Here is a 17,321-nt window from a genome sequence, read left to right as displayed (position 1 = left end):
TGCGCCTGTTCCGCCGCGTGCGGCCCGATGTGGTGCACCTGGTCACCATCAAGCCCGTGCTCTACGGCGGCATTGCCGCGCGCCTGGCCCGCGTGCGCGGCATGGTGGCCGCCATTTCAGGACTGGGCTTCGTGTTCCTGTCCAATTCGCTGAAGATGCGGCTGGTGCGTTCCGTGGTGGCCAGGCTGTACCGGATCGCACTGGGCCATCCGAACAGCCGTGTGATCTTCCAGAACGCCAACGACCGCGACCTGCTCAAATCGCTGGGCGCCGTGCGCGACGCTCAGGTTGTCATGATCCGCGGCGCGGGTGTGGACCTGGATGCCTATCGCGCCTTGCCCGAGCCGCCGGCGCCGCCGGTCGTGGTCACGATGGTGGCTCGCCTGCTGCGCGACAAGGGCGTGCAGGAGTTCGTGCAGGCCGCGGGCCTCCTGCGCCAGCGCGGCTTGCCGGTGACGATGCAATTGGTGGGCGGGGTGGATTCGGGCAACCCCGCGTCGGCGACGCAGAGCGAGGTCGACGCCTGGCAACGCGACGGAGCGGTCCAGGCGCTGGGCGAGCGTTCGGATGTGGCGGCGCTCTACGCCGCCTCTCACATTGCCGTCTTGCCGTCGTACCGGGAAGGCCTGCCCAAGTCGCTGATCGAAGCCGCCGCGTGCGCGCGCGCGGTCGTGACGACCGATGTGCCGGGTTGCCGGGATGCGATCGAGGCCGGTGAAACCGGTTTGCTGGTACCGGTGCGCGATGCGCAGGCCCTGGCCGACGCGATCGCCCGTCTGGCGGAAGATCCGGCGCTGCGGCAGGCCATGGGCTTGGCGGGAAGGGCGCTGGCCGAACGCGAGTTCAATATCGAACGGGTCGCCAGCATCCACGTCGCTCTGTACGACGCGCTGAGCGCCTGACGGCGCCCAGCCGTGCCGGACTAGTGGCGACGCGCGATCGCGTCGATCCAGAAGCGGGTGGAAGGATCCTGCTGGCTGGTTTGCGGGGAATCCAGCTCGCGCATGATGTTCTTGGCCAGCACCTTGCCGAACTCCACGCCCCATTGGTCGAACGGATTGATGCCCCAGATCACGCCCTGCACGAACACCTTGTGCTCGTAGAGCGCCAGCAGCGCGCCCAGCGTATAGGCCTCCAGGCGCGGTAGCACGATCAGCGATGATGGGCGCCCGCCCGGGTGCACGCGGTGCTGCGCCAACACGCGCGCGCGGGCCGGATCGTGTTCGGTGGCGGAGGTTTCCGCCAGCGCCTCTTCAAACGATTTGCCGCGCAAGAGCGCAGACCGCTGCGCCAGGCAATTGGCGATCAGCAATTCGTGGTGGCGCGCATAGGCGTGGTCGGGCTGTTCGCACAGGATGAAGTCCACGGGGGCGCCCATGGTGTCCTGGTGCAGCCATTGGAAGAACGTGTGCTGGCAGTCGGTGCCTGACATGCCCCAGATCGCGGCGCCGGTCGGCACGCCCGCCGGGCTGCCGTCAGCGGTGGCGACTTTGCCCAGCGACTCCATCTCCAGCTGCTGCGCCCATGGCACGATGTGGTACAGCCGAGAGTCGTAGGGCGCGATCACCAGCGAGTCATACCCCAGCACGCTGCGGTTGACGACGCCTGACAACGCCAGCTGCACCGGCGCGTTCTCCGCGATCGGCGCCGTGCGGAAATGCTCGTCCATGGCCGCCGCGCCCGCCAGCAACTGGTCGAACGCGTCCGTGCCCAGCGCCAGCGCGATCGGCAGGCCGATCGCCGACCAGAGCGAGTACCGGCCGCCGACCCAATCCCAGATCTGGAAAATGTGGTCGGGCAAGATGCCCAGGTTCAGCGCAGCTTCGACATTGGCGGTGATCGCCACGACCTGCTTGATGGGATCGGCCACGCCGGCTTCGCGCAGCCAGTTCATCGCGACTTCGGCGTTGGCCAGCGGCTCGGTCGTGGTGAAGGATTTCGAAGCGACGATGACCAGCGTGTCGTGCGGATCCAGCCGGCTCATGGCGTCGGCGACGGAGTGAGAATCCACGTTGGAGGCAAAGCGCACTTCCCGCTTGGCGCCGCCATGCCGCAAGGCGCGCGTCACCAGACGCGGTCCCCAGTCGCTGCCGCCGATGCCCAGGTGCAGCACGTAGCCGTAGCGGTCCGCCTTGTCGGCTTCGCGCACGAATTCGCGCAGGCGTTCGCGTTCGGCCAACACCGCGCCGGCGACCGCGGCGGGCGGCTGCGGCGCGCGCAGCGCCGTGTGCCAGGCGGCGCGCCCTTCGGTCCAGTTGGCGTCGCCGCCGTCGAACAGCATGGCGCGGGCCGCATCAAAGCCCTGCTGCGCCAGCAACGCCGCCGACGCGTCCTGCAAGGCGGGCGAATGGGCTTGGGAACTCAAGTCCAGGCGCAGGCCCGGGGCATTGATCAGCCGCAGTTGCTCACCGTGCCGCGATGCGGCGTTGGCCGCTGCGGTGAATTGTTGCCAGGCTGGACTGTTGGGAAGTGACATGGGCGGATCAGAAAGGCAGTTTGGCTTCTGGTGCGAGCTTGCCCAGTTCGCGGCGGAAATCGGCCTGGATGCGTTCCAGCGCTGCGGCATTCTGCGCTTCGAAACGCAACACTACGACGGGCGTGGTGTTGGAGGGGCGCGCCAGGCCGAAGCCGTCGGCGTACTCGGCGCGCACGCCGTCGATGGTGATCACGCGGCGGGCGTCGGGGAATTGGCCTTGGTCCTGCAACGCCTTGACCAGGGTGAAAGGCTGGCCCTCTTCCATCTCCAGCTTCAGTTCGGGCGTGGACACGTCTTGCGGCAGGGCTTCCAGCGGCGCGCACGCATCGGCGAAGCGCGACACGATCTCCAGCAGGCGGGCGCCGGTGTACAGACCGTCGTCAAAGCCGTACCAGCGTTCCTTGAAGAAGATGTGGCCGCTCATTTCACCGGCCAGCGGCGCGCCGGTTTCAGCCAGCTTGGCCTTGACGAGCGAGTGGCCGGTCTTCCACATCAGCGGCACGCCGCCCGCGGCTTCGACGGACAGGCCGACATGGCGGCTGCACTTGACGTCGTAGATGATGGTGGCGCCGGGGTTGCGGTCCAGCACGTCGCGGGCGAAGAGCACCAGTTGGCGGTCAGGCCAAATGATCTGGCCCGATTTCGTGACCACGCCCAGGCGGTCGCCGTCGCCGTCGAAGGCCAGTCCCAGTTCGCAGTCGGTTTGCGCCACGCACTTGATCAGGTCCTGCAGGTTCTTGGGTTCGGCCGGGTCAGGGTGGTGATTGGGGAAGGTGCCGTCGACCTCGCAGAACAGTTCCGTGACCTCGCAGCCCAGCGCCCGGAACAATTGGGGCGCGACCGCGCCGGCGACGCCGTTGCCGCAGTCGATCGCGATCTTCATGGGGCGGGCCAGCTTGACGCCGGACGCCACGCGCGCGATGTAGGAGGCGATCAAATCCAGTTGGCGACGGACACCGGCGCGCTCGGCGGGCGCCGGGCTGGGGCCGTTCATGGCTGCGCCCAGCGCCTGCACGTCGTCGCCGTACAGGGCGCGTCCGCCCATCATCATCTTGAACCCGTTGTACTTGGGCGGGTTGTGGCTGCCCGTGATGGCCACGCCGGAGCCGCACTGCATGATATGGGTGGCGAAATAGACCAGGGGGGTCGGGACCATGCCGATGTCCAAGGTGTCCACGCCGCCTTCCAGCATGCCCTCCTGCAACGCCGTCGAGAGCATTTCGCTGCTCAGCCGGCCATCCCGGCCGACCACCAGCGTCTGCACGCCCGCTTCGCGCGCGCGGGCGGCCAGGGCCACGCCCAAGGCGCGGGCGAACGAGGCGTCGATCAGGTCCGGCACGGTGCCGCGAATGTCATAGGCCTTGAAGACCGAGGCGGGAAACTGCGACTTGTTATTGCCCACGACGATTCCTTGATAAGAGGGTTGCAACGGGGATTTTGACGGGGTGTCATGGTATACCCGCACATCAAAACCCGCCTGAGAAGAGGGTCAAGGTGGAATTATCCTCCATTGGCCGGGTGTGCCTCATCCGGCGGGCGGCGTAGGGCGTCTTAAGGGTTGGCGGGCGCCCTGATTTGGTGCACGGCGGGTGGCGGCCGCCTTGATCCGGTGCGACCGCGGAGGCGGTCTGAAGCGTCTTCGGCGGGGGCGCCGCGTGGCATGGAAATTGCTCGTCATCCGAAGGTGATACGCTTGCTATGCAAGCAGAAAGACCGGGAGGGGCCATGGGTGCCAAAGTTTCTACTGTCATGACGTCGAGGGGAGCCACCAGCAGGCGAGGCCCCCCCACGGACTACGCCGGGCCGGCCGCAGGCCGCGAGCGCCGGCTTGATATCCATGTTTTCGTCTCTGACACCGGCGAACTGGCCACCGGCCGCGCCTGGGAGCGCTGCGTCTGGCGCGAAGCCCGCGTGTTGATCGCCGAGTGTCCGGCGCCGCACCTGCCGGCTTCCGTCGAAGCCGCGCTGCGCCTTATCGCCGCCGATGTCGCCCGCGACCGCGGTTGGGAGGGGATGGGTACGGTGGCCTTTTCGCTGGACGACCGCAGCGGCGTATTCCGGGTGACGGATGCACAGGCGCAACCCAATGCCACGGGTGCGCCCGTGGCCGGCCACGACCCTGACGCCGCCCATGCGCTGGAAATGCGCATCGATGGCTGCGTGGACCGCCGCCTGCCTTGCACCCGACTGCTGGTGTGCGGCGCGACGCGTGGCGAAGCCTTGCGCCGGGCCTACCGCGCGCTGTCCGAAATGCCGGGGCCGGCGGGCGTCGACCGTGCTTTCCTGATGAGCCGCATCGCGTCCCGGGCGTACTGCTCCGGGCTGACCGGCACGCGGCTGGATCAGGCGGTCGGCTAGGCCGGCGCTTTTGCTGGCGCTTCGGCCGTGGCGATTCCGCCCCTACAATGTCCGCACATCCCTTGACCTGAGCCTGGGCGATACCAGGCCATTCTTGTGCGGCGCCTATGACTTTGCTGAGCGATCTACAGTCCCTGCTGGGGTTCTCCCACGTATTGACCGGTGCGGACGCTGACTCTTATGTGCAGGACTGGCGCCGCCGCTACCGCGGCGCGGCGCTGGCGGTGATCCGCCCCGGCTCGACCGAGGAAGTCGCCGCCGCCGTGAAACTGTGCATGCATCATGGCGTGCCCCTGGTGCCGCAAGGCGGCAACACCGGCTTGTGCGGCGGCGCCACCCCGGACGACTCCGGCCGTGCCGTGGTGCTGTCCACGGCGCGCCTGACCGCCGTGCGCAACCTGGACACCGCCAACGACACCATCACGGTCGAGGCGGGCTGCATCCTGCAGGCCGTCCAGGAGGCCGCCGCCGCGGCCGACCGGCTGTTTCCGCTCAGCCTTGCGGCCGAAGGCAGCTGCACCATTGGCGGCAACCTGGCCACCAACGCCGGCGGCACCCAGGTGCTGCGCTACGGCAATACGCGCGACCTGACGCTGGGCCTGGAAGTGGTGACCGCCGAAGGCGAAATCTGGAACGGCCTGCGCGGCTTGCGCAAGGACAACACCGGCTATGACTTGCGCGACCTGTACATCGGCAGCGAGGGAACGCTGGGCATCATCACGGCCGCCACGCTGAAGCTGTTCCCGCGGCCGGTGGCATCGTGCACCGCGCTGTTGACGCTGGATACGATCGACCACGCGGTGGATGTGCTGGCGCGCGCACGTTCGGGCTTCGGCGCCGCGCTGACCGGCTTCGAACTCATGAGCGGCGCTTGCCTGCAGGCCGTGGTGCGCCTGTTCCCGCAACAGCGCCTGCCCTTTGAAGGCGCTTCCGCCGAATCGCCGTGGTTCGCGCTGCTTGAACTGTCCGACAGCGAAAGCGAGGCGCATGCGCGGGACCGTTTCGAGGCCGTGCTGGGCGACGCCATCGATGCGGGCCTGGTCAACGATGCCGCGATCGCCGCCAACGTGGCGCAAAGCAAGGCGCTGTGGCATCTGCGAGAGAGCATTCCGCTGGCCGAGGCCGAATTGGGCAAGTCGGTCAAGCATGACGTGTCCATCCCCATTTCGTCCATCGCGGGCTTCGTGCACAAGACCAACGCCTTGCTGCAGGCGCGCTTTCCCGGCGTGCGGCATGTGATCTTCGGCCATCTGGGCGACGGCAACCTGCATTACAACGTGGCCAACGCGCCCGGCCAGACCGAGACCGAACTGCTGGCCCTGCAAAGCGAGATCTATGGCGTGGTGCATGACAGCGTGCATGCGCACAGCGGCTCCATCAGCGCCGAGCATGGCGTCGGGCAACTCAAGCGCGACGAACTGCCGCGCTACAAGAGTGCCGTCGAATTGGCGTTGATGCGGCGGATCAAGCGCGCACTGGACCCGCAAGGCCTGATGAACCCGGGCAAGGTGCTGCAAACCTGAGACGCCCGGGCGCAGATACGTCCTCATTTCCAACAGGGAGCTTCATCCATGGTAGTCAGCCCCGCGGCGGGTGCGAATAACCGGATCCTGATCGTTGAAGACGATCACATCATCGCCGGCAACCTGTACACCTTCCTGGAGGCGCGCGGATTCCTGCCGGACGTGGCCTATACGGGCCACGCGGCGCTGGAACGCGTGAAAGCGCAGCGCTTCGACGCCGTGATCCTGGACATCGGCTTGCCGGGCATGGACGGCAATGCCGTGCTGCACGCCTTGCGCAACGACATGCGGGTGTCCGTGCCGGTGCTGATGCTGACCGCGCGCGACAGCCTCGAAGACAAGCTGGCGGGTTTCTCGCACGGCGCGGACGACTACCTGACCAAGCCTTTTGCCTTGCTGGAAGTCGAAGCCCGGCTGCTGGCCCTGGTCCAGCGCGCCAAAGGGGCCACGGTGGATTCGGTGCGCCAGTTCGGCCCGCTGCAATACGACACGCGCAGCCGCGGCGTATCGGTCAATGGCACGCCCGTGCACCTGACGCGCAAGGCCGGCCTGATCATGGAGGCGCTGATGCGCGATCCAGGCAGGGTGGTGGCGCGCGAAGAGCTGGAGTCCCTGTTGTGGGGCAACGAACCGCCATCCTCCGACGCGCTGCGCAGCCAGGTCCACCTGCTGCGCCGCGCCTTGGCCGATGCCGGTTTCGACGGCATCGAAACCATGCATGGCACCGGCTGGCGGCTCGTCACGGACGGGGGCGCGCCATGACACGCGCGGCCAGTGGCACCTTGACCCAGCGCGTGGTGTGGGCGCTGACGGGCACGGTCGCGCTGTTTGTCACGGCGCTGGCGCTGCTGGCCTATCTGACCTTTGACCAGATGGAAGACGACCTGGTCAACGACATCCTCAACACGGAAATGGACCGGCTGGTCCAGCACGCACGCGCCAGCGACGAATTCATGCCGCGCCAGGGCGCCCGTGAACTGGGCGGTTCCATGCGGGCCTGGATGAGCGTGGACGGCCAGCGTCCGGCCGGCATCCCCGACGAAGTGCTGGGGCTGGACAGCGGGCTGCACCTGATCGAGCCGGGCGCCTACACCTGGCACGTCATGGTGGCAGAAACGGGCCGGGGCAAGGTCTATCTGCTGTACGACGCGACCGACAACGAAGAGCGCGTGCACGACTTCGGCCTGATCGTGCTGGGGGTGGGCGCCATTTGCGTGATCGGCGCCTATGCGCTCTCGCGGCGGGTGGCGGCGGTGGCGGTGGGGCCCCTGCTGGACCTGACCGACCGCCTGGCGACCTGGGCGCCGGGCTCGCCTGACATGGCGGTCACCCGCGACGACGAGGCCGGCCGGTTGATCGAGGCCTTCAACCGGGTGCAGAACCAGGTCGACCGGTCGATCGCCCGAGAGCGCGAGTTCGCGGGCAACCTCAGCCACGAGGTCCGCACGCCCCTGGCGGCGATCCGTTCCGACAGCGAGCTGATGTTGCTGACCCAGGCGCTGACGCCGGATCAGCGCCAGCGCCTGACCCGGGTGGTGGATAACGTGGACGACGTGATCGTGTGCCTGGAGAGCGCCCGGGCGATGGCGCGCGACCAGCTGCTGCCGCCAGCGCCCGTGGACGTCGCCGAGTGCATGGAAGACGCCTGGCGCGGCTACGAGGTCCAGGCGGGACAGGCCGAACTTCGCCTGGACAACCAGATCCCGCCCGGCCATGTGCTGACGCTGGACCGCTACGCGCTTCTGACCGTGCTGCGCAACCTGGTGCGCAACGCGGTGGAGCACGCCGCCCCGGCGACGTTGACGACCCGGTTCAGCGCGCAAGGCGTGCTGGAACTGAGCGACGACGGCAAGGGGATCGCCGCCGACGATTTGCCCTTCCTGTTCCGCCGGTATTACAGCGGACGGATGCGGGACTCCAACGCAGGCGGTCGCGACGAAACCGCCCGCGGCCTGGGGCTGGCGATCGCCAAGCGTGTCTGCGACATGCAAGGCTGGTCGCTGACGGTCGAGTCGTCCCGTGAACCGGGATTGCGGGGGACGCGGTTTTCCCTGCGGTTCGATGCCACCGTCGCCGGTCCCGCCGCCGGTGTCGCGTCGGCGGAACAGGGTCGAATTTGACGAAATTTCGACTATCGGCGAACTAAGCTCTGCGCTTGTCCGATGCGTCCCTGGTCTATCGACCCATGTCGTCCCCTTTGCTGCCTGCGGCGCGCGCGCCGACGCCCGTCTGGTACCTCTGCAGTCAGCTGATCGGCGTGACGCTGATACTTGCCTGCCTGGCCTGGTGGGCCAATGCCTCTGGCATGGATCTGCGCATTGCCCGCGCGCTGTTCGATCCGGCCCTGGATGATTTCCCGTTGCACGTGAACCGCTGGTTGGACCTGGTGGGGCACCGCATGGTGCTGGCCCTGCCGATCGGCGTCGCCCTGGCGGCCGTCGGCGTGGTCGCGGCCAGCTTCCGCATCCCGGCCTGGCGTCCGTGGCGCGGGCCGGCGCTGGCCCTGGCGGCCACGTGCCTGATGGGGCAGTTGGCGGTGAACCAGCTCAAGCACTACACGACCCTGCCGCGGCCTTATGACCTGGAAACCTTGGGCGGCTATACGCCGTATCCGCTGCACTGGTGGACCTGGGTGCGCGAGCGCTCCGGGGGGGCGATGCCCAGCGGCCACGCGGGGGCGGGCTATTCGATGCTGACCCTGTACTTCGCCGGCTGGGCGCTTGGCCGGCCCGCCTGGCGCTGGTGGGGGCTGGCCGTGGGCGTGGCCGCCGGGGTCGGGTTTTCGGTGGTGCGCATTCTGCAGGGCGCCCACTTCCTGAGCCAGACGCTCTGGTCGGCCGCCTTGCTGTGGTTCCTGGCCGCGCTGTTCTTCTATCCGGTGATCGTGGGACGGCACCGCGAGGGGCGCCCGTCCCACGGCCCGCGCGATCAGTTGAGCAGCACGCCGGGCAGCCACAGCGAAAACGCCGGCACATAGGTCACCAGCGCCAGCGCGGCCAGCAAGGCGCCGTAGAAGGGCCAGATCGTGCGCATGACGGTGCCTACCGATACCCCGCCGATCGCGCAGCCGACGAACTGCGTCGTCCCGACCGGGGGCGTGTTCAGCCCCAAGGCGCAGTTCAGCAGCATCACGATCCCGAACTGCACCGGACCCATGCCGTACTGCATGCAGATCGGCAGGAAGATCGGCGTGCAGATCAGGATGGTGGCGGCCATGTCCAGGAAGGTGCCCAGCACGAACAGGATGATGTTGACCATCAGGAAGATGGCCCACGGGCTGGTCGACACCGACGCCATCAGCTCGCCCGTTTTTTCCGCCACGCCGTAGAAGCTGATCAGGTAGCCGAAGGTGGCGGAAATGCCGATCAGCAGCAACACGACGCCGGTTGTCTTGACGGCCTTGCTGGCCGCCCGCACGAACTGGTCCCAGGTCAGCGACCGGTAGACGAAGACCGTCAGCGCCAGCGCGTACAGCACCGCCACCGCTGCGGATTCCGTCGCGGTGAACACCCCGCTCAGGATGCCGGTGATGATCAGCACCACCACGAACAAGCCCGGCGCCGCCGCGACCAACGAACGCAAGACGATGTGCCAGCCCGGGAAGGTGCCCGCCGGATAGCCCCGGCTGCGCGCCACGAAATAGGCCGCCGCCAGATTGCACAAGGTCAGGATCACCGCCGGCACGACGCCGGCCGCGATCAGCGCCGCGATCGACACCTTGCCGCCTGCGGCCAGCGTGTAGATGATGATGTTGTGGCTGGTGGGCATGAGCGCGCCGACGAGCGCGGCGTGGGTGGTGACGTTCACCGCGTAGTCCGCGTGGTAGCCCTCGCGCTTCATCATCGGGATCATCACCGATCCCATCGCCGACACGTCGGCCACGGGCGAGCCCGACACGCCGCCGAACAGCGTGCAGGCCACGACGTTGGACATGCCCAGCCCCCCGCGCACGTGGCCGACCAGCGACTTGGCGAACGCGACGATGCGGTCGGCAATGCCGCCATAGAGCATGAGTTCGCCCGTGAAGATGAAGAAGGGAATGGCCAGGAACGAGAACGCGTTCATCCCGGAGGTCATCTGCTGGAACGCCACCGCCAGCGGCAGGTCCTCGACCATGATGGCGGTGATGGACGACAGGCCGATGGCGAAGGCCACCGGCACGCCGATCACCAGGAATCCCATGAACGTAAATGAAAGCAGAGTCAGCGCCATGCTGGCACCACCTTATGGTTGCGCAGGATGGCGATGATGTGCTCGATGGAGAAGAGCGCGATCAAGGTGCCCGACAGGGTTGCTGGGATGTATTTCCAGGCGTTCGATATCCCCAGGTTCGGGATCTTGTAGGCCGCGACGGATTCCGCCAGCACGCCGCAGTTCCATGCCATCAGCACGCCGAACAGCAGCACCAGCAGATGGATGAAGATCCGCAGCCGGCGTTGGCCGGCCGGGGGCAGCGCGTCCAGCAGCGACTCGAAGCCGATGTGGCCCGCGTCGCGCACGCCGACCGCGGCGCCCAGCATCGTCACGTACAGCACCAGCAAGAGCGCCAGGCTTTCGGCCCAGGTCGGCGTGCTGTTGAGCACGTGGCGGCCGACGATCTGCAAGGTGACGGCGACGATCAGGCAGACCAGCCCGAACACGCTTGTCCACATGCAGGCCCGGGCCAGCGCCGCGCAGCCGCGGGTGTAGGCATCCAGCGGGGCAGCCAGGGCTTGCGCCCGGCCCCCCGCAACGACATCGGTTTCATTCGTGGGTGTGGCCAACATGGTGCCCTCACTGGACGGCCTGGATCTTCGCGACCAGGTCTTTCATGTCGGGCGTGGTGACGAAGCGCTCGTATACGGGCTTCATCGCGTTCTGGAACGAGGCCTTGTCCACCTCCACGATCTGCGAACCCGCGCGCTCGACCACGGACCGCGACTTCTGCTCGCGTTCGTCCCACAGCTTGCGCATGAAGGGCACGGATTCGCGCGCCGCCTCGCGCAGGATCTTCTGGTCCTCCGGCGGCAGCTTGTCCCACTGGCGCTTGGAGAAGATCAGGATCTCGGGCGTCATCGTGTGTTCCGTCATCGCGTAGTACTTGGCGACTTCATAGTGATGCGCGCTTTCGTAGCTGGGGAAATTGTTTTCTGCCGCATCCACGAGTCCCGTCTTCAGGGACGTGTAGACCTCGCCCATCGGCATCGGCGTGGCGTTGCCGCCCATGGCTTCGACCATGGCGACGGACAGGTCCGATTGCTGCACGCGGATCTTCTGTCCCTTCGCATCGGCCAGCGTCTTGATCGGCTTGGTGCGCGTGTACATCGACCGCGCGCCGCTGTCGTACCAGGCCAGGCCCACAAAGCCCGCGCCTTCGCAGGAGCGCAGGATCTGTTCGCCGATGTCGCTGTCCAGCACTTTGTGCAGATGTTCCTTGGAACGGAACAGGAAGGGCAGCGACGGCACGCGGGTGGTCTGGCAGATGTTGTGCATGGCGGCGCTGGAGACGCGCGCCATGGCCAGGGCGCCCAGCTTGACCTGTTCGATCGAATCGTCTTCGTTGCCCAGCGCGCCGCCGGCGTACACCTTGACCGTGATGCGGCCGTTGGTGCGTTGCTTGACCAGTTCACCGAACTGGCGCACGGCCAGCACGGTGGGATAGTCGTCGGGATGGATGTCGGCGGAGCGCAGCTCGGCGGCGTGGGTGGCGGGAATCAGCGTCAGCAAGGCAGCCGCCGCCAAAATGGCGCGGGTCAGGGTGGGGCGCAGCATGTCTACCTCCGGTTGGAGTATGGCGTTTCGTCAAGGGCCGGGACGGCCTCGAAGCTCTTTGATAGGTACGGACCTGCTTACTACCTGGCATGGGGCGAAGAAGCGCGTGCCCCGATCGGGTGCTAACCGGCGCTTGCGGTTTCCTCCAGCCCCTGCGCGCCGGGGCGCAGGGCGAACACCGCGCCTTCCAGGGAGCCGGGCGCGGCCGATGGGGGGCGGATCGAGGTGACGAGCAAGGTGTCCATGGCCGTGCCGCCGAAGGCGCACATCGCGATCTTGGCGGCAGGGACAGTGAGGGTGCGGTCCAGCCGGCCGTCGGGCGTGTAGCGGTAGATGCGGCCGGCGTCGTTGCCGCAGATCCAGTAGCCGCCGTCCGTGTCCACCGCCGCGCCGTCGGGGCGGCCGGCGGGCAAGGCGGCGATGAAGAGGCGGCGGTTATACGGCGTGCCCGTATCGATGTCGTAGTCGAACGCCCAGACCACGCCACGCGTGGGGTGGGAGTCCGACAGGTACATCGTCCTGCCGTCCGGGCTGAAAGCCGTGCCGTTGGGCACGATCAGATCGTCCAGCAGCACCGCGACGCCTCGGGCGTCGTACCGGTACAGTTTGCCGGCGGGCTGCGCCAGGCTCATGTCCATGACCATCGTGCCCGCCAGGAAACGGCCCTGCCGGTCGCAACGGCCGTCGTTGAAGCGCATGCCGGGCGCCCCGTGCGGGATGGCGGCCAACAGCCGGGGTTCACAGGGAGCGCCGGGCTGCAGCGCGCCGCAGGCGTACAGGCCGTCTTCCATCGCCAGCAGCCAGCCCGGGCCGTGCATGGCAAGGCATCCGGCCATTTGCGGCAGCGCCCATTGCGCGATGTCGCCGCTTGCCGGCGACCAGCGCCACAAGGTCTTGCCGGGGATGTCGGTCCAGGTGTACGCCTGATCGGCTGCGCGCCAGACCGGGCTTTCTCCTACGCCGCACAACATGTTCCCGATACGTTCGGCGGTGGCGGGCATGGTAGCGGTTACTCGGCGGGAAAAGGAAAGGGGCCGGCCTTGACGAATGCGCCGCCCTGATAGCGGGCGGCGGGATCATCGGCCGGCAACGGGGCCTGCGCTTCGACCTGCGCGCGGAAACGTTCAGAGGAATCCCTGGGGACGAACCCCAATACCCGGGCGGCATCGTCGCGCCACCAGCGGTCGCGATTGGCCGACGCGCCATAGACGATCAGGTGGCCGACCTCCGGTGTGAACAGCGAACGGGTGACGAGGTCGGTCAGGTCGTCGTAGCTGAGCCACGTGACCATCATGCGGCGGTCCTTGGGCTCTGGAAACGACGAACCGATGCGCAGACATACGGTTTCGATGCCGTAGCGGTCGAAGTAGAAGCGCGACAGGTTTTCGCCGTAGGCCTTGCTCAGCCCGTAATAGCCGTCGGGGCGCAAGGGCACGTCCGCGTCCAGCTGCTTGCCTTGCTCGTAGAACCCGATGACGTGGTTCGAACTGGCGAACACCACGCGCCGCACGCCGTGGATGCGGGCGGCCTCGAACAGGTTGTAGACGCCCTGGATGTTGGCGGGCAATATTTCTTCGAACGGCCGCTCCACCGACACGCCGCCCAGGTGGACGATCGCGTCGACCCCCTGCACCAGCCGGGACACGGCGACGGCGTCGGCCAGGTCGCAGGGCTGGGCTTCTTCCTCGGCGCCGGCCGGGCCCACCTCGGCAAGGTCGGAAACGCGCAGCACGTCCGCATGGGCCTTTAACCGGGGACGCAGCACTTGGCCGAGGTTGCCGGCGGCGCCGGTCAACAACAAGCGATGACAGCGGAACGAGGCAGGCGTGTTGTTGACAGTTCGGCTCATGGCGCAATGCTCGGTGGATGGCGCGGGGGAGTGGACTTATCTGGTACGTTATCGTACAACTTGAGCGAAGTATAATGAGCGCCAAATTTCAGCGTCAAGCTTTGCGCAACCGCCTTCGGATAATCCCTGATGAACGCTCCTGTCGATACCCCCGTCTTGCCGCAGCGTCGTCCCCGGAACCTGGCCCAGGGCCTGGTTGAAAACATCTCCGAACGCATCCGAAGCGGCAACATCCGCCCGGGCGACAAGCTGCCCACCGAATCCGAAATCATGCGTCAGTTCGGCGTCAGCCGCACTGTCGTGCGCGAGGCGCTGTCGCGCCTGCAGGCGTCGGGGCTGGTAGAGACGCATCACGGCGTCGGCACCTACGCGCTGGAACCTAGCGGCGGCGGCGATTTTCGCGTCGATCCCGCCGACATCGCCACGGTGCGCGACGTGCTGGTGCTGCTGGAATTGCGCATCTGCCTGGAAAGCGAGGCTGCCGGCCTGGCCGCCATTCGCCGCAGCGACGCGCAGTTGCAGGAAATGCGCCGCGCGCTGGATCTCTTTCGCAGCGCGCTGGAAACCGGCGGCGACACGATCACCCCGGATTTCCAGTTCCATCTGCTCGTGGCGCAATCCACCGACAACCGCTACTTCGCGGACCTCATGTCGCACCTGGGTTCGGCCATCATTCCTCGCACCCGCATCAATTCGGCGAAGTTCGCGCACGAAGACCGCGCGGCCTATCTGGCGCGCGTGAACCTGGAACACGAAGACATCTACAGTGCCATCATGCGCCAGGATGCCGAAAGCGCCCGCGCCGCCATGCGCACGCATCTGAGCAATAGCCGCGAACGCCTGCGCCGCGCGCAATAGCGGGCGGCAGGACGCGGGCCGAAGCCGCGTACACGCGTCCCGCCATCTGCAATATGATGTCGTACAACGTTTGAGGGCAGCGATATTCGCTGTCGACGCTCGCCAAACCGCGTTAACCTTTGCCCGTTTTCATTTCAGGTCAACGAGGCGGCATGGCTTTTCTCGGCACATCCAGCAGGATTTTTTCATCTGAACAGGCGGACTCGCGCCGCTTTGCGAGGGCCGCCGCATGCGCCGCCTGACACTCCGGTTCATCGTTGCCGTCCTGGTGATGCTGACGCTGTCGCGTCTGGGACTGTCATTCTGGATGTGGGACCGCGTGCAAGCGGCAGGCGGCTTGTGGCCCGTCCTGTTCGGCGGATTGCGCATCGACGTCTGCCTGCTGTCGATGGTGATCGCCTTGCCGGCCGTGTTCTCGCCCTGGTTCGGGCACCGGCCATTGGCGGTTCGCATCACTGCGTGGTGGTTCCGCATCTGGTGGATGCTGTATGTGCTGCTGGAAGTCTCCACGCCGCAATTCATCGCCGAATACGACACGCGTCCGAACCGCCTGTACTTCATCTACCTGCTCAATCCGAAGGAAGTGGGTTCGATGCTGTGGCAGGGCTACAAGGGCGTGCTGCTGGCCGCCTTCGTGGTGCTGGTGCTGGCGGCGTGGCTGGCCGTCAAATTGTTCCCGACGCGCTCGCGCGATACGTTCATGGCGTGGTGGAAGCGGCCGATCGCATCCTTCGTGATTCTGGCGCTAGTCGTGCTGGGCGCACGCGGCACGCTGGAGCATCGGCCGATCAATCCCGCAAAGGTCGCCTTCAGTTCGGACGCCATGGTCAACGCGCTGGCCCTCAATTCGCTGTACAGCGTGTTCGACGCCGCCTACCGGATGCGCGACGAGCGTTCGTCGGCAGCGATGTACCCCAAGATGCCGGTGGACCAGATGAACGCCATCGTGCGCGAGAAGGCGGGGCTGACAGGCGCGCCGCTGGACCCGCGCTATCCCAGCCTGCACGAGCAGAAAGCCACGGTGCGCCGCGACAAGCCGCTGAACGTCGTGATCATCCTGCAGGAAAGCCTGGGCGCGCAGTACGTGGGCAGCCTGGGCGGCCGCGACCTGACGCCCAACATCGACCGCTTGTCCAAGGAAGGCTGGATGTTCCACCGCGCCTACGCCACGGGCACCCGCTCGGTGCGCGGCATCGAGGCGGTGACGGCGGGCTTCCTGCCCAGCGTGGCGGATGCCGTGGTCAAGTTGCCGCGATCGCAGACCGGTTTCTTCACCTTGGCGCAAGTGCTGGGCAAGCACGGTTACCACTCGCGTTTCGTGTACGGCGGCGAGTCCCACTTCGACAACATGCGTGCGTTCTTCCTGGGTAACGGTTTCGACGAAGTGGTGGACCGTCCGAAGTTCGTGAACCCCGTATTTGAAGGGTCCTGGGGCGCCTCGGACGAAGATATGTTCGCCCAGGTCGACCGCCTGCTGCGCGCCGATGGCGACAAGCCGGTCTTCACCCTGGCGTTTTCGGTGACGAACCATTCGCCGTGGGAGTATCCGGAAGGCCGCATCCAACCCGTAGGCGATCCCGCTACGGTGGACAACACGGTGCGTTATGCGGACTGGGCGCTGGGGCAGTTCTTCGAGAAGGCCAAGAAGGCGCCGTATTGGGAAAACACCGTGTTCTTGGTGATCGCGGACCACGATTCACGGGTCTACGGATCCATCCCTGTGCCGGTGCGCCATTTCCAGATCCCGGCCCTGATCCTCGGCGCCGGCATCGCGCCGCGCCAGGACGAACGGCTGGTCAGCCAGATCGACATGGCGCCGACGCTGTTGTCGCTGATCGGGTTGGACAACGTGAACCCGATGCTCGGTGCGGACTTGACGCAACGTGACCCGAACCGGGCGATCATGCAGTACGCGGATAATTTCGGGTATTTGCAGGGCGACAAGTTGCTGGTGCTGGAGCCGTCAAAGGACCCGCGCGAGTTCCGGTACGAAGCGGCGCCGGTCGGGCGCGACGAGGTTTATGCGCCGGTGGAGCCTGCGGATCCGGGGTTGATTGATGAGGCGTTGGCGCATGCTTTGTGGGCTTCGTGGGTGTATCGGGAGGGGAAGTATCGGTTGCCTTGATGTGGGTGTTTTTTTGGGGGGCCGGGGTTGAGTTCTTGAGACGCCCGGCGGGTCGGTGGCCTGCGGGGCGCGGGGCAACGATTGCGGTCCGGAGCCTTCGCTCCGGACTTCCCCCTTGTCATCTTCGTCACTGCCTGCGGCAGTTCCTTCAGATTCCCTCGGGCTTATCGACGCCCCGCGCCCCGCAGGCCGCCGACCCGCCGGGCTGCGCTGAGAGCGATTTCTCGGTTGCCGGGGAGGGCGGTGTGCTTAGGGTCTTTCTCCACGGGGTGGGGTGGTGGAGGATCTTGCGGGGCCCGCTCCCGGCCGGCCGCGCGGGCGGCCTTTGGGAGCTTACGCATCGTCTTGCGTCGTGGCGTGCTTCGCTTCGCGTGTGGGTTG

Annotated in this window: 15 protein-coding genes; 8 read left to right on the top strand and 7 right to left on the bottom strand. The window is 66.9% G+C overall.

Annotation, left to right across the window (positions count from 1 at the left end):
* Positions 1-902: glycosyltransferase family 4 protein (locus tag ACO6D5_RS18460; protein WP_485826159.1), on the top strand; the 902-nt coding region annotated here is incomplete at its 5' end.
* Between the two features lie 20 nt (positions 903-922).
* Here ACO6D5_RS18460 and pgi read toward each other — a convergent pair.
* Positions 923-2,476, bottom strand: coding sequence for a glucose-6-phosphate isomerase (gene pgi / locus ACO6D5_RS18455; protein ID WP_485826158.1), 1,554 nt, complete (start codon positions 2,474-2,476; stop codon positions 923-925).
* A 7-nt stretch (positions 2,477-2,483) separates the two neighbouring features.
* On the bottom strand, positions 2,484-3,878 hold the full coding sequence (locus ACO6D5_RS18450; protein WP_485826157.1) for a phosphomannomutase/phosphoglucomutase: 1,395 nt from the start codon (positions 3,876-3,878) through the stop codon (positions 2,484-2,486).
* 323 nt (positions 3,879-4,201) lie between these two features.
* Between ACO6D5_RS18450 and ACO6D5_RS18445 the strand changes: the two genes are divergently transcribed.
* The 5 genes from ACO6D5_RS18445 (at position 4,202) to ACO6D5_RS18425 (ending at position 9,334) form a co-directional block, all read left to right on the top strand.
* Positions 4,202-4,834, top strand: a complete 633-nt coding sequence (locus ACO6D5_RS18445) for a BPTD_3102 family carboxylase-like protein (protein ID WP_485826156.1) — start codon at positions 4,202-4,204, stop codon at positions 4,832-4,834.
* A gap of 107 nt (positions 4,835-4,941) precedes the next feature.
* Positions 4,942-6,357 carry an FAD-binding oxidoreductase gene (locus ACO6D5_RS18440; RefSeq protein WP_485826155.1) on the top strand — a complete coding sequence of 472 codons (1,416 nt, stop codon included), beginning with the start codon at positions 4,942-4,944 and terminating at the stop codon, positions 6,355-6,357.
* 48 nt (positions 6,358-6,405) lie between these two features.
* The gene (locus ACO6D5_RS18435; RefSeq protein ID WP_485826154.1) at positions 6,406-7,119 is read left to right on the top strand and encodes a response regulator transcription factor; all 714 of its coding nucleotides are present in this window, start codon (positions 6,406-6,408) and stop codon (positions 7,117-7,119) included.
* Positions 7,116-8,477, top strand: coding sequence for a sensor histidine kinase (locus ACO6D5_RS18430; protein WP_485826153.1), 1,362 nt, complete (start codon positions 7,116-7,118; stop codon positions 8,475-8,477). Before ACO6D5_RS18435 ends, ACO6D5_RS18430 begins: the two co-directional genes overlap by 4 nt.
* Before the next feature lie 65 nt (positions 8,478-8,542).
* On the top strand, positions 8,543-9,334 hold the full coding sequence (locus ACO6D5_RS18425) for a phosphatase PAP2 family protein (RefSeq protein WP_485826152.1): 792 nt from the start codon (positions 8,543-8,545) through the stop codon (positions 9,332-9,334).
* On the opposite strand, the gene ACO6D5_RS18420 is transcribed toward ACO6D5_RS18425, so the two are convergent.
* The 5 genes from ACO6D5_RS18420 to ACO6D5_RS18400 all read right to left on the bottom strand — a co-directional run bounded on the left by ACO6D5_RS18420 (position 9,286) and on the right by ACO6D5_RS18400 (position 13,957).
* Positions 9,286-10,569 (bottom strand): TRAP transporter large permease subunit, encoded by a 1,284-nt coding sequence (locus ACO6D5_RS18420; RefSeq protein ID WP_315845771.1) that lies wholly within the window; start codon positions 10,567-10,569, stop codon positions 9,286-9,288. The genes ACO6D5_RS18425 and ACO6D5_RS18420 overlap by 49 nt on opposite strands.
* On the bottom strand, positions 10,560-11,123 hold the full coding sequence (locus ACO6D5_RS18415) for a TRAP transporter small permease (RefSeq protein ID WP_315845772.1): 564 nt from the start codon (positions 11,121-11,123) through the stop codon (positions 10,560-10,562). Before ACO6D5_RS18415 ends, ACO6D5_RS18420 begins: the two co-directional genes overlap by 10 nt.
* Positions 11,124-11,130: 7 nt before the next feature.
* On the bottom strand, positions 11,131-12,108 hold the full coding sequence (locus ACO6D5_RS18410) for a TRAP transporter substrate-binding protein (protein ID WP_485826151.1): 978 nt from the start codon (positions 12,106-12,108) through the stop codon (positions 11,131-11,133).
* A gap of 122 nt (positions 12,109-12,230) precedes the next feature.
* Complete coding sequence (locus ACO6D5_RS18405; RefSeq protein ID WP_485826150.1) at positions 12,231-13,109, bottom strand: SMP-30/gluconolactonase/LRE family protein; 879 nt, start codon at positions 13,107-13,109, stop codon at positions 12,231-12,233.
* An 8-nt stretch (positions 13,110-13,117) separates the two neighbouring features.
* Entirely contained in the window at positions 13,118-13,957 is an 840-nt protein-coding gene (locus ACO6D5_RS18400; RefSeq protein ID WP_485826149.1) for an NAD-dependent epimerase/dehydratase family protein, read from the bottom strand.
* Positions 13,958-14,086: 129 nt separating this feature from the next.
* Here ACO6D5_RS18400 and ACO6D5_RS18395 point away from each other — a divergent pair, with 129 nt between their 5' ends.
* Together ACO6D5_RS18395 and ACO6D5_RS18390 are read left to right on the top strand one after the other, a co-directional pair.
* Complete coding sequence (locus ACO6D5_RS18395; RefSeq protein WP_315845776.1) at positions 14,087-14,815, top strand: FCD domain-containing protein; 729 nt, start codon at positions 14,087-14,089, stop codon at positions 14,813-14,815.
* A gap of 229 nt (positions 14,816-15,044) precedes the next feature.
* On the top strand, positions 15,045-16,940 hold the full coding sequence (locus tag ACO6D5_RS18390; protein WP_485826148.1) for an LTA synthase family protein: 1,896 nt from the start codon (positions 15,045-15,047) through the stop codon (positions 16,938-16,940).
* Positions 16,941-17,321: the final 381 nt, after the last annotated feature.

It is taken from the genome of Achromobacter sp. (assembly GCF_057314935.1).
This window is presented reverse-complemented; position numbering and strand designations above follow the sequence as displayed.

Excerpts from the sequence above, each read along its gene's own strand:
- ACO6D5_RS18390 (WP_485826148.1), top strand. The coding sequence starts at position 15,045 with ATGCGCCGCCTGACACTCCGGTTCATCGTTGCCGTCCTGGTGATGCTG.
- ACO6D5_RS18415 (WP_315845772.1), bottom strand. The coding sequence starts at position 11,123 with ATGTTGGCCACACCCACGAATGAAACCGATGTCGTTGCGGGGGGCCGG.
- ACO6D5_RS18405 (WP_485826150.1), bottom strand. The coding sequence starts at position 13,109 with ATGCCCGCCACCGCCGAACGTATCGGGAACATGTTGTGCGGCGTAGGA.
- ACO6D5_RS18410 (WP_485826151.1), bottom strand. The coding sequence starts at position 12,108 with ATGCTGCGCCCCACCCTGACCCGCGCCATTTTGGCGGCGGCTGCCTTG.
- ACO6D5_RS18395 (WP_315845776.1), top strand. The coding sequence starts at position 14,087 with ATGAACGCTCCTGTCGATACCCCCGTCTTGCCGCAGCGTCGTCCCCGG.
- ACO6D5_RS18425 (WP_485826152.1), top strand. The coding sequence starts at position 8,543 with ATGTCGTCCCCTTTGCTGCCTGCGGCGCGCGCGCCGACGCCCGTCTGG.
- ACO6D5_RS18435 (WP_485826154.1), top strand. The coding sequence starts at position 6,406 with ATGGTAGTCAGCCCCGCGGCGGGTGCGAATAACCGGATCCTGATCGTT.
- ACO6D5_RS18440 (WP_485826155.1), top strand. The coding sequence starts at position 4,942 with ATGACTTTGCTGAGCGATCTACAGTCCCTGCTGGGGTTCTCCCACGTA.
- ACO6D5_RS18420 (WP_315845771.1), bottom strand. The coding sequence starts at position 10,569 with ATGGCGCTGACTCTGCTTTCATTTACGTTCATGGGATTCCTGGTGATC.
- ACO6D5_RS18445 (WP_485826156.1), top strand. The coding sequence starts at position 4,202 with ATGGGTGCCAAAGTTTCTACTGTCATGACGTCGAGGGGAGCCACCAGC.
- pgi (WP_485826158.1), bottom strand. The coding sequence starts at position 2,476 with ATGTCACTTCCCAACAGTCCAGCCTGGCAACAATTCACCGCAGCGGCC.
- ACO6D5_RS18430 (WP_485826153.1), top strand. The coding sequence starts at position 7,116 with ATGACACGCGCGGCCAGTGGCACCTTGACCCAGCGCGTGGTGTGGGCG.
- ACO6D5_RS18400 (WP_485826149.1), bottom strand. The coding sequence starts at position 13,957 with ATGAGCCGAACTGTCAACAACACGCCTGCCTCGTTCCGCTGTCATCGC.